General features: G+C 63.2%; 9 protein-coding genes. 4 read left to right on the top strand and 5 right to left on the bottom strand.

Annotation, left to right across the window (positions count from 1 at the left end; genetic code table 11):
• Nucleotides 1-5: 5 nt before the first annotated feature.
• From ESZ60_RS14790 to ESZ60_RS14775, 4 genes are all read left to right on the top strand, one after another.
• Nucleotides 6-842, top strand: a complete 837-nt coding sequence (locus tag ESZ60_RS14790) for an alpha/beta hydrolase (RefSeq protein WP_134681504.1) — start codon at nt 6-8, stop codon at nt 840-842.
• A 170-nt stretch (nt 843-1,012) separates the two neighbouring features.
• The gene (locus ESZ60_RS14785) at nt 1,013-1,312 is read left to right on the top strand and encodes an LbetaH domain-containing protein (protein ID WP_134681503.1); all 300 of its coding nucleotides are present in this window, start codon (nt 1,013-1,015) and stop codon (nt 1,310-1,312) included.
• Between the two features lie 66 nt (nt 1,313-1,378).
• The gene (locus tag ESZ60_RS14780; protein WP_134681502.1) at nt 1,379-2,275 is read left to right on the top strand and encodes a DUF4422 domain-containing protein; all 897 of its coding nucleotides are present in this window, start codon (nt 1,379-1,381) and stop codon (nt 2,273-2,275) included.
• A 15-nt stretch (nt 2,276-2,290) separates the two neighbouring features.
• Nucleotides 2,291-3,394, top strand: coding sequence for a UDP-galactopyranose/dTDP-fucopyranose mutase family protein (locus ESZ60_RS14775; protein WP_134681501.1), 1,104 nt, complete (start codon nt 2,291-2,293; stop codon nt 3,392-3,394).
• Nucleotides 3,395-3,413: 19 nt separating this feature from the next.
• On the opposite strand, the gene ESZ60_RS14770 is transcribed toward ESZ60_RS14775, so the two are convergent.
• From ESZ60_RS14770 to ESZ60_RS14750, 5 genes are all read right to left on the bottom strand, one after another.
• Complete coding sequence (locus tag ESZ60_RS14770; RefSeq protein ID WP_134681500.1) at nt 3,414-4,544, bottom strand: capsular polysaccharide export protein, LipB/KpsS family; 1,131 nt, start codon at nt 4,542-4,544, stop codon at nt 3,414-3,416.
• On the bottom strand, nt 4,541-8,371 hold the full coding sequence (locus ESZ60_RS14765) for a glycosyltransferase (RefSeq protein WP_134681499.1): 3,831 nt from the start codon (nt 8,369-8,371) through the stop codon (nt 4,541-4,543). The genes ESZ60_RS14770 and ESZ60_RS14765 overlap by 4 nt, the downstream gene beginning before the upstream one ends.
• Before the next feature lie 7 nt (nt 8,372-8,378).
• Nucleotides 8,379-10,286, bottom strand: a complete 1,908-nt coding sequence (locus ESZ60_RS14760; protein ID WP_167620171.1) for a glycosyltransferase — start codon at nt 10,284-10,286, stop codon at nt 8,379-8,381.
• 233 nt (nt 10,287-10,519) lie between these two features.
• Nucleotides 10,520-11,284 (bottom strand): SDR family NAD(P)-dependent oxidoreductase, encoded by a 765-nt coding sequence (locus ESZ60_RS14755; protein WP_134681497.1) that lies wholly within the window; start codon nt 11,282-11,284, stop codon nt 10,520-10,522.
• Between the two features lie 9 nt (nt 11,285-11,293).
• The gene (locus ESZ60_RS14750; protein ID WP_134681496.1) at nt 11,294-12,097 is read right to left on the bottom strand and encodes an ABC transporter permease; all 804 of its coding nucleotides are present in this window, start codon (nt 12,095-12,097) and stop codon (nt 11,294-11,296) included.
• Nucleotides 12,098-12,105: the final 8 nt, after the last annotated feature.

Here is a 12,105-nt window from a genome sequence, read left to right as displayed (position 1 = left end):
GAAGCATGCTGCGCCGGATCGATGACTGGGACCCCGTCTATGACAACAGTTCGAACATTCCGAACGGCGACACCTGGCCCGCGCAATGGGTCGAGCCCGCCCGCGCCTTCCGGGCCGCCTGCGAAAGTGCAGGACGGGCACGACTGGGGCTGAGCTACGGGGTGGGGCCGCGCAACCGCTACGACCTTTTCCTGCCTCCAGGCGAACCGCGTGGTTTGGCGGTCTATGTCCATGGCGGTTTCTGGATGCATCTCGACCGCAGTTACTGGTCGCATTTCGCTGCCGGGCCGCTGGCCCATGGTTTCGCTGTCGCAATGCCGGAATATACGCTTTGCCCCGAGAACCGGATTTCCGGGATCACGCACGAAATCGGGACCGCCATCGCAGCCGCCGCAGTCCAGATCGCCGGACCCATCCTCCTTGCCGGGCATTCGGCGGGCGGGCATCTCGTGAGCCGGATGCTGTGCCGGGATGCGCCGCTGGATCCGGCGGTGCAGAGCAGGATCGCCAAGGTCGTCTCGATCTCGGGATTGCATGACCTCCGGCCGCTCTGCGGGACGTGGCGCCGCGAGGCCCTGTCGCTCGACGCGGATGAGGCCGAGCGTGAAAGCCCCGTTCTCTTGCGCCCGATCGAGGGGGCGCGACTAAGCTGCTGGGCGGGCAGTATGGAAACCTCGGAATTCCGGCGGCAGAACGCGCTTTTGGCGAATATCTGGCTGGGTCTGGGGGCGGCGACGGAATGCGTGGTCGAACCAGACCGCCATCACTTCGACATTATCGACGGGCTCCTTGATCCAGAGCACCCGCTGACCCGCGCGCTGGTCGATCTTCCGCGTGGCTGATGAGGGGCTGCGCTTGATCATCGGACCCCATCGGTGGCAATCTCCGGACCGTCAGGCAGGGTGTCGCAGAGTTGAACGACCAGCATGTTGTTTTCCGAAAATGAACTTCTGAGTTTCTTTGATCTGTCCGTTCAGACCGATATCCGGCCGAGAACAAGGGGCCTGTCCAGATCGGTCATAATCTGTGGATCGGAGACAAGGTGAATGTCCTTTCCGGCGTCAGCGTCGGTCATGGCGCGGTTGTCGCAGCCGGGGCGACCGTGACGCGTGACATTCCCGATTTCGCAATTGCGGCGGGTTGTCCGGCCAAGGTCCTGCGCCATCGCTTCACCCCCGAGGTTGTCGCCCAGATGCAGGAACTGCGTTGGTGGGACTGGGAGGACGAGCGTATCGCCCGCAACCGGGCATTTTTCGAACTGGCAATCGGGCCTGAGCAGTCGATCGACCTCGCGGCTGTGGTGAACCCCTGACGGCTTGGGGAGTGGACCTCCGCGCCGGGGCATCTTAGGCTTGCCAAAACCCAAACGGACAAACCTATGCAAGATCCGGACGCATCTCATCGCCACGACTCCGGCCAGAGCAGGAAGGGTCGGGTCTATGTGGCCTATCACAAGCCCGCGCCCCTGGTTGCGGGCGAGGGGCTCGTGCCGATCCAGGTGGGTCGGCACGGTGCTGCGCAAAAGCTTGCCATGATCGGCGATGACACGGGCGCGCATATCTCGGATCTCAACCCGTCGCATTGCGAACTCACGGCGCATTACTGGATCTGGCGCAATGATCCGGGGGCGGAATTTCTCGGCCTGATGCATTACCGCCGGTTTCTGGATCTTGCGGCGCGGCGGCCCGCGCGGCGCCATCCCGAACATTACGAACTTGGCTTTGACCCGGCGGCTTACGCTCGAAGTGTGGCGACATTCCTCGATCAGCCGGATTGCGACATAATCGCCGCCGCGCCGACCCGGCTGCGCTTTACCCTGAGGCGCCAATATGCGCGCTGCCATGACGTGGCCGACCTGAACCTTTTGGAACAGGTCGTGGCCGAGCGTCGTCCCGATTTCGTCGAGGACCTGCGGCGGGCGCTCGACGACAGCGCTTTGCGCATCGGCAATATGTTCATCATGCGCCGCCCCGTATTCGAGGATTACAGCACCCTGCTTTTCGATGTGATCGGCGCTGTGCATGAGAAACTGGCGCAGCAGGGCGGGGCCAGGACCGGCTATCAGGCCCGCTATGCCGGCTTTCTGGCCGAGCGCCTGCTGACCGCCTATCTGGCCGGGCCGCGTCTGCACAGCCTCTATCCGGGCCTGCATATCCGCGATGCGGTGGTGCTGAATGTAGATCCCGAACCGGTGGCGCGCGCCGGCGCGGCGCAGCGCGTGAAATGGGTCATGCGGCGCCAGATACCCTTGGTCCATGCGATCCGGGCACGATAGAAAAGACGGAATAACATGAAAATTCTAGTGGTTGGAGCGGGTCTCTCAGGTGCCGTCATTGCCCGCCAATTGGCTGAGGCAGGATATTCCTGCCATGTGATCGACCAGCGCGCGCATCCTGCGGGAAATTGTCATACCGAACGTGACCCCGAGACCGGGATCATGGTCCATCGCTATGGCCCGCATATCTTTCATACCGACGACCTGCGGGTCTGGACCTATGTGAACCGCTTTGCCGAGATGATGGCCTTTGACCACCGGGTCAAGATCACCCTAAGCGGGCGGGTCCACGCCATGCCGATCAACCTACTGACGATAAACCAGTTCTTTGGCACGGCCATGCGCCCGGACGAGGCGCGGGCGTTTTGCGCAGAACTGGCCGAATGCCCCGATGGCAACCCCGGAAACTTCGAGGAACAGGCGCTAAGTCTGGTTGGACGCGGAATTTATGAGGCATTCTTCAAGGGGTATACCGAAAAGCAATGGGGCTGTGCCGCGCGAGATCTGCCGGCCAGCGTGCTGAAGCGGCTTCCGCTGCGCTTCGATTACAATGACCGGTATTTCGCTCATAAATATCAAGGCATTCCGCGACAAGGCTATACGGATTTGACCGCCGGTGTTCTGGATCATCCACGGATCAGGACCGAGCTTGGAAGAGCGTATCGGCCAGAGATGCGTTCGGACTATGACCATCTTTTCTGGACCGGAAAACTGGACGAATTCTTTGATTTTCGGCTGGGCGATCTGGCCTATCGGACCCTGGATTTCGAGGAGTTCCGCTATCAGGGCGATTATCAGGGCTGCGCGGTGATGAACTATGCCGATGCCGATGTGCCCTATACGCGGATCACCGAACACAAACATTTCGCGCCTTGGGAAAGCCATTCGGGAAGCGTCTGCTACCGGGAATACAGCCGCGCGGCGGGGCGCGGGGACACGCCCTATTACCCGATCCGGCTTGCGGCCGAACAGCGGATGCTGGCCGGTTACGAACAACTTGCGGCCGCCGAAACGCATGTGACCTTTCTGGGCAGGCTTGGGACCTATGCCTATCTCGACATGGATATGAGCATTGCCGCAGCGCTGGCCGTCGCCGAAGAGTTTCTCGCAAGGCGCTGAAACAGCGGGCGGTCCGCCCTCAGGGCACGAGCCGGCTGAGCAGACGGATGATGGGGCTGCGGCCCCAGATCGCCTCGCGTCGGCGGATCTTTTCGCGCCGGGCGAATGCCCGCATCTGGCGCGTCGTTGCCGAGGCTCGGAATGTGGTTGCACCCAGTTCCGAAAGCGCCCCAAGGATCCGTTTCTCAAGATGGTCGACATCATCGGCGCGGGTGCAATAGGCGTTCAGATACCAGCCGACAAATCGCGCCACTGCATCCGCATCGGGCGGCAGGGCGGCATCCAGCGCGGCGGGAATCTCCTCAATATTTCTGGCCGGAACGGTCAAGGCCCGAAAATCCGACTTGCCGAATGTCACGACCGGACGCCCGTGGATCAGGCTTTCGAACAGGACCCCGGAATTGCAGCCGATGACCGCCTTGGCTTGCTCGATATAGCGATGCACCGAGCCGTCGCGGATCTGGAGGCAGGGATATTCGGCGGCAAGACCGGTGAGCCGATGGGCGACCCTTTTGGCGCGACAGAGCGGATGGCGTTTGGCGATGACCGCGACGCCGCGCGATGACGCGTGGCGAAGCACGGCCTCAAGCGCGTCGATCTGGTCGATCTCGGCCAGAGAGGCAACCGGGTCATCGACGGTCTGCAATGGAAAGAAGAAATACCGCTCTGGCAGCGCGTCGGAATCACGCGAAGGTTGGCGATATTTCGAAAGATTGCGCTGGGTGAAATCGCTTTGCAGTCTCGAAACGCACGCGCGGCCGCGAGGCAGATCGAAAGCAGCGATTTCGGCATGAAAGCGTTCGGGGTGGCGGGCCAGTTCGGAAAACCCGGCATAGCCCAGCCGGTCCATGCTGTAATGGCCGGAAATGTAGCTTTCCTTGAATCGCAGGACGCCCGGCCCCTCGCCGCGTGAATGATAAGAGATCACCAACTGGCCCGGCCCGGCCTCTCGCGGTGCCTCATCCATACCGAAGCCCAGCGGACGCAGCAGAATGCGCGCCTCGATCCGCGCCAGCGCCGAGAGGAGGCTGGTGTAGAGCATCCGGTGATGGTGACCGTCATCGGGATTGGCGAACCAGGGCTCGGGCAATTCCAAGATCACATCCGGGCGCGGGCCGTCATGCTGATCGGGGTGCAACGTGCTGCTCACGGCTTTCGGGCCCGGGGGCGCAACTCACCAAGGGGAAAGAGGATGCGCCCGATGATCCGGTTCAAGGGCTGGTTGAGACTACGCATGAGACGCACCGGGTCCTCATGCAGAGCCGTCACCGCCCGCCGGCCGCCCCGGCGTGCAAAAAACGGCTCGAGCAGCGGTACCCAGATACGCAGCATGTTTCGCGGACCGAGGACGTTCCCTTCGGGATAGAACATGCGCGTCATCATGGGGCGGTTCGTAGACCAGTATTTGCGCGCGAAATCTGCAGGTTCCTTGCGATATTGCGCACGCAGATCCGGCCCGACGCGGCGCTTGAAGAGCAGATGGTCGATCATGGGCGTCAAGAGCCAGTAGCGCCATCCGAAAAGCCCGTAATTCACGATCTCCCCGTCGCGCCTCGCCTCTTGTGCGAAGGCGTCGCGGGCTTGTGTCGCTGCGCCTGCAACGGGATGGGCGCGCCGGCGCTCGGGTCTGCGATGCCGAGCAAAGGCCGCATCGATCAAGGCAAGCTCTTCGACATGGATACCCGTCGGCTCGGGCGGCGCGGCACGGCGCGGAAAGAGATCGGCTTCCGCCCCGGCAATATGCGCGGCCAGGGCGGCATTCCCAGGTTCCGCCGCTGCCATGATCCGCCGCGACAATTCATCGGTCAAAAACCACGGTCCGGGCATCGGCATGGCTTTCGACGCGCGCCAGGTATTGAGGCCGGTCGTCACCTCTTCGATGAAGCGGAAATAGGCCTCGCGGTCGGCGAAGTCGGCATTGCCATAGCGGCGCAGCAATTCGACATGGGCCGTCGACAGCCGTTCGGCATTGCGCTTGTGTTTCTCGGGGACGGGCAAGTCCAGCAACTCGGGCAACCCAGTGACCTCGGCGAAATCCCGCAGCACGTCCCAACTGGCGTTTTTCTCGGCGTCAAGACCGCCATAGATCCGCATGTGAATGCGTTCTTCGGGCAAGACGCGCCGCCAATGCCGGTATAGCGCCTCGTAATCCAACCAGGCCCGCACCTCGTCGCGGTCGAGCCATGCGGCGAAGGGCTCCTCGACGCGACCCACTGCGCCGCCGGCGACGAATTCCGCATATTGCGAACCGGCCCATTCGTCCTGACGCCGCAGATAGGCCACCATCTCGACCGGATAGTCCTTGAAGTAACCGACGATCCGCGCCGCGTTGCGGTTCAGGAAGAAGGCCTCCGAGGACAGGACGATGGTATGGACATGCGGCAAATGGGCCAGTCCGGCTTCGATCTGATGGCGCAGATCGGCGCGATCCGCGACCGCCGCAGGCGTGAACTCGGCGTGTCCGGCCTGTTTGTGCGGGCGGTCCTTTTGCCAGAAGAGGCCGATTTCCGGATACCAAATCCCCTTGCGCAGCAATTCGGGGCGATGATCGGACATCAGGTTCTGAAGCGTCGTGCTGCCGGTCTTGGTCGAGCCGATATGCAGGATGATCCGGGGCCGCGAGAGTTTGCCGCCCGGACCTGCGCCATGCCCTGCCGATTTCACCAGATGATTGCGCGCATAAAGGTTGAGCGCGCGCAGTAGATCGGAGGCTTCCGGGCTTTCGGGCGGGGTCAGGTAAAGCGCGTGAAGTTCCTTTTGCGCCACCGGGCGCGACACGATCGCCTTGTCGATCAGATCCCATCTGCCGCTGCGCAAGGCGGCGGCGAGCAAACCATAGGCGTCATTGCGGACATGGGGCAAAGAGAGGGCTTGCGGGGCCTTGGACACATCCGCCGAGGTGAAATCGCATTTCCGCAACACTTGGGCGACGCGCGCCAAGCCGCTTTCCAGTGGGGCCGAGCCTGCCGATTGCAGGGTCGGATACCAGAAGCCAAGGAACAGGTAATGCAGATACTGGGTCATCTGGAAGTCCAGATGCGGTCGCAATGGGCTTTGGCGGTCGGCCGCGCCATGGGCGCAAAGAAGGTCCCCGACCGTCTCGAAATTCTGCAGGAAGCTTTCCGCATCCGCCGGCGTCTTGGCACGGCGCGCAGTCGAGTTCCGGCGCACGCGATAGGTGACGGCGGGGCGCGTGGTCAGGCTCAGGCGATCGGCCCCGAGCAGCGCCTTGAGCAGGAACGGCCGCTCTTCCCACTGCGCGGTGGTAAAGCGGATCTCGCGCTCGTTCAGATAATCGCGACGGTAGAGCCAGGTCCAGAAATGCCGGTTATGCGACAATTCGAAATGTTCGGCGAAATTCGTGACGCCGATATCCTGCGTGAAATAGGCCTCTCCGGGATCGGGGCGCTCGTGCAGGAAGTTGTCATTGACATCAAAAACCGCCTCGGCGGATTTCTTTGCCCGGACCATCTGGCTTTGATTGGCATCCGCGACCGCCACGATGTCGCGCAGGAAGTTGCGGTCGGTGAACCAGTCGTCCGAATCGAGAAACCAGAGATATTCGCCCCGCGCGAGGTCTATTCCCTTGTTGCGCGCGAAACCCTGACCGGAATTTTGGCTCATCGTGACGGGGCGGATGCGCGGATCCTCGGCGGCGAGCCTTTCGATGATGTCCTGCGAGCGGTCGGGCGAGCAATCATTGACCGCGATGATCTCGATTTCCTGCAGGCTTTGCTCCATGGCCGAGCGCAGCGCCTTTTCGAGATATTTTTCGACATTATGGACGGGCAGGATCACCGAGACCTTTGGCGGCGCGGATGAGGGCGCAGGCGACGGCGGCAGCGAATAGGGGCGATGCAGGACGATGTGGTCCAGCGCATCCTCGATCTGGCTCGGGATCGGCCTGCCTGGCACGCAATAGATGGAATACCAGATGTAGAAATAGTGAAAGAGCGACTCGAGATCGCGGTAGCGATGGCGATGCGGGATCTTCTTGCGATCCTCGGTCAGTCCCCAGCCTCCGTAGAAGGGCGCGCCAAAGGTCACGACCTTCTTGCCCGCCAGCAGCGCCTCGAGGCCCATCTGGCTGGTCCCGACATAAACCGTATCGACCAGGTCAAAGAGCAGGAACGGGTTCATCGGCTCGCGCAGGATGCGCACCCGGCCCGAGGATTGCAGATGCGAGTAATAGCCCGCGCGCTTGTCCTTTTCCCAGGCCGTGTCGGGATGCGACTTGACCCAGATTTCCGCATCCGGGTTTTCCGCAATCGCCGCCAGCAGCATGCGCTCGTAATCGGCCTCGTCCATCTTGCCGTAAACGGTCGAGGCATCGCCATAGGACTGGTCGCAGACCAGAACGCGGCGGGAATAACCCTCATCCGCCACGGGCGCGCACATTGGCTGGGCATTGTATTTGCTGATCCGCTCGCGCACGATGCGGTCGATCAATGCGCGCGCGCGCAGCCGCTCGGTTTCGGTGATCTCTTCGGCGCTGTTCAGCTTGCGATTGATCCGGCTTTGGTAATCGGCCATGAAATAATAGGCCAAATCATCGAATACATAGCCGAGACAGGCGATTTCCGGCTTTTTCTCGCGGAAGCCATGCGACCAGCTATGCGACGAGGCCAGAAAGGCCATCTCGAAGAGGATGGTCTCGCGCCCCGACGGCATCCGCCCCAGCGACTGGACCGCGCCCTTGTGGGAATGCTGCGAGTCCCGATAGACCGTGCCCGACAGCAAAAAGGCATCCGCGGCGGGAAATGCCCCATCCTCGAACGAGACCGCCTTGGGAAAGAGGCGCGCCATATTGGCGGCAAACCCTCCCGCCAGATTGTCCTGGGCATAGCCGATCCCCAGCGGTCGGTTGCGCAGCGCGAGCATATGCTGGCGGATGTCGCGCTCGGGGTCGCTGGCCGCACCCTGAGACGAAAGGAATTCGGCGAAGCGCAGGAAGGCCTTTTCGTTATTCTTGTCCATTTGGCCCTCAGAAGATCCTCTTTTCGACCAGGGGCTGGGGCCCCCAGACCAGTTCGTCCAGCGCCAGCATCATGCGCTGGCGTTGATTGGGGCGCGTGCTATCGGCCCCGATTTCGACGGCCTCGGCAAACATCGCCTCCCAGGCGTCATGGATACGCTCTGCGCCGTAGGTATTCGCAAAACGCTGCGCAGAGGCCGCGCCCATCTGGCGGCGCAACGCCGCGTCGCGCATCAGGGGGCGCAAGGCCTCGGCCAGCGACGGGACGTCCTGCCAGCCCTTGGCAAGGACGCCGTTCACGCCCGGCACGACCTGCTGGTTCAGCCCGTTGCACAGCGCATAGCCGACGATGGGCAAGCCATGCGCCATCGCCTCGCATGTGACCAGCGGAAAACCTTCGACGGTCGAGGGCAGGGCGAAAAGATGCGCCGTCTCGAAAAGCGGGTAGGGATCGGCGATCTCTCCGGCGAAATCGACCTGGTCCGCAATCCCCGCCGTGCGGGCAAGGGCTTTGAGCGAAGCCTCCTCGGGGCCATCGCCGACGATCCGCAACCGCCAGTCCGGAAATTCCGGGGCAAGCCGGGCAAATGCGGAAATCAGCACATCGACATTCTTGCGCGGGACGAGTCGGCTGACCGTCATCAGAACCTTGAGCGCGACATCCGCGCCGGGCTCGGCCAGGTGCTTGGCAGGGCGAACGGTATTGGGGACTACCCGGACCCGGTCGGCATGCAGCGGACCCAGCGTGTGGCGAAAGGCGTCGGTCAGGACATGGATCAGCGTCGCCCCGAAAAAGGTCGCGGCGCGCTCGTCCGCATCGAAGCGCCCGATCCAGTTCGGCATCCGGGGATCGATATGTTCGGACAAGACGATCGGCAGCCCAAGACGGCGTGCGCAGCGGATGTAGCGCGTGAAGGTCCGGTTCATGTGCAGCCCGACCAGCAGGTCCAGCCCATGCACCGCGACATCCAGCGCCATCTGCTGATCGGCGCGCTCGTCCTCGTCCTCGCTTAGATGGACCAGCCGGATGCCCTGCGCCAAGGGCCAGCGCGGCGCGGCGCGCTGATCGTCGAAGGTGAAAATCACGACCTCATGGCCGCGCTCTGCCATGGCATTGGCCATCTGGTGACCAACATTTTCGGTCCCGCCCAGCCCCTTGGTGATCCAGGGCACGAAGAGGCCGATGCGCATCCGGGGGATTTCGGGCGGATGACGCAGGTGACCGCGCGGGCGAGGCAGTTCCTGCGGCGGGACCGACCATTGCCAGTTCAGACGTTCCAGATTGCCCGGGAAATTCTGCTGGAAATCCACGCCTTCCGGAAGGCGGCCGGCATCGCGCAGCATTTCCAGATCGCCGTTGGAAAAGCGCATCCCCTCCAGCGGCCCCTCGCCGCGCTCGGCCACGCCGAACAGGTTGTAACCATGATGGACGAAACGACCCGCCCGCAGGTCGAACCCGGCCACGGCAAGCACATAGACCAGGTAGCCAAGGTTCCAGCCGACATGGACATGGCCGCCCACCACGTCATGCTTGAAGGGCGGGACAGTGATCAAGAGCCGGCCGCCGGGCTTGAGAATGCGCCGGATCTCGGCCAGCGCCCGCCCGGTATCAAGCACATGTTCCAGGACATGCGCGCACCAGATCATGTCGAAATGCCCGTCGGGGAACAGCGCCATGTCGCAGATATCGACATTCTGATGCAATTCGATGCCCGCGCCAAGGGATGCCTCATCCCCGCCATAGCGCTCGATATCGAAGCCGGTCGCGCTGACCTCCCAGCCCGCATCGCGAAAGGCGCGCGCGGCATGGCCTGCGCCGGTTCCGATGTCGAGAAGCCGTCCACCCTCTGTCGGCGCCGGAAAGGCCGCGACCATTTCGGCCAGAAGATCGAGTTGTCCGGGGGTATGCCGTGTCACTTGCGGGTTCATGCGCTGCTTTCTGCTCTTTCACCTTGTTTGCACCGAAGATCGGCGCTCCCGCCTGTTGCCGGCGGGTTCGTGACCGGCCGTTCGGCCGGAATGGCGAATGTGATCGCGCGCGCATCGCCCTGTCGTATTTGTTGCCTCCCGTGCGGGAAGGTCAAGAGCGATCCAGCGCCGGATGCAGGGGAATGCAGACTATTGCCGAAACCGGACGGCAGGGCGGGAATTCAGAGAATCTCGCCGCCGTCGATCACCAAAGCGAGCCCGGTGACGAAAGAGGATCGGTCCGAGGCAAGATAGACGATCCCGTCGGCGATTTCCTCGGGGCTGGCCCAACGGCCCATCGGGATGGTCTCGGCGACATAGCTTTCCAGCGCGCCACGCCCGCCCATCTGGGTCTCGAAACCGGCATTGAAGGGGGTATCGACGAAACCCGGGCAAAGCGCGTTGAAGCGGATATTTTCGCGGGCGTAATCCGCCGCCATCTGGCGCACCATCGCCACTGCCGCGTGCTTGGTCGTGGCATAGGAGATCATGCCCCGGTCATATTGGCAGCCCGAATTCGAGGCGGTGACGATCACCGAGCCTCCGCCTTGCGCCCGCATGGGGGCGACCACCTCGCGCGCCAGCACGAAATGCGCCCGGACGTTCAATTGCCATGACAGGTCCATCTGCTCGGGCGTGACCTCCTCGAGGCGGCCCGCGATCTGGATGCCGGCATGGGAATGCAGCACGTCGATGCGGCCATGCCGGTCCAGCACATCTGCGACCAAGGCGGCGATGGCCGCATCGTCGCGCGCGTCCAGCGCCCGACCCTCGGCGCGCCCGCCCGCCGCGACGATCGCCGCGGCCGTGGCCTCGGCCAGATCGGCGCGCAGGTCGGTGACGATGACCGTGGCCCCCTCGGCCGCCATGGCCAGCGCCCCGGCGCGCCCGATCCCCGAGCCCGCGCCCGTGACAAGGGCGATCCGCCCCGCAAGACATCCTGTCATGGTATTCTCCTACTGTCCGGGGGCTTTGCCCCGCCGGAGCGTCAGTTGCGCGATGACCAGAAGCGCAAGCGAGACGCCCATGACCATCGTGCCGATGGCATTGATCTCGGGTGTCACGCCGCGCCGGATCGACGAGAAGATATAGATCGGCAGGGTGGTCTCGGACCCGGCAACGAAAAAGGCGATGATGAAATCGTCGAAGCTGAAGGTGAAGCTGAGCAGGAACCCCGCGAGGATCGCCGGGGCCAGCATCGGCAAGGTCACTTGCCAGAAAGTCGCGACAGGCCCCGCGCCAAGGTCATTCGAGGCCTCGATCAGCGCGCGGTCCATGCCCTCGATCCGGGCGCGCACGATGATGATGACCAGCGACATGGTGAAGAGGACATGCGCCGCGATCAGGCTGCCGCGCCCCATCGACAGACGCCACCCGGTCACGGCCTCAAGCGATGGGTTCACCGCGTCAAAGACCGTGACCAGCGCGATCAGCGTGGCGATGCCGATGACGATGCCGGGGATCATCACCGCGATATAGATCAGCGCGTCGAAAAGGACGCGGATGCGGCCCTTCATCCCGCTAAGCGCCAGCGCGGCCATGGTGCCAAAGATGCTGGCGAGGATGGCCGAGATCAGCGCGACGGTGGCCGAGGTTTTCAGCGCGTCCGTGACAAAGGGGTTCGACAGGGCCTTGGCATACCAGCCGGTCGAGAAACCCTGCATCTGGCTGGCCGAGCGTCCGGCCGAGAAGCTGAACAGCGCGATGATGCCGATGGGCAGGTAGAGGAAAACATAGACGGCAAGGGCGTAGATTCTCATGGGCGAAG

It is taken from the genome of Paracoccus ravus, assembly GCF_004522175.1.
Lineage (GTDB): Bacteria > Pseudomonadota > Alphaproteobacteria > Rhodobacterales > Rhodobacteraceae > Paracoccus > Paracoccus ravus.
This window is presented reverse-complemented; position numbering and strand designations above follow the sequence as displayed.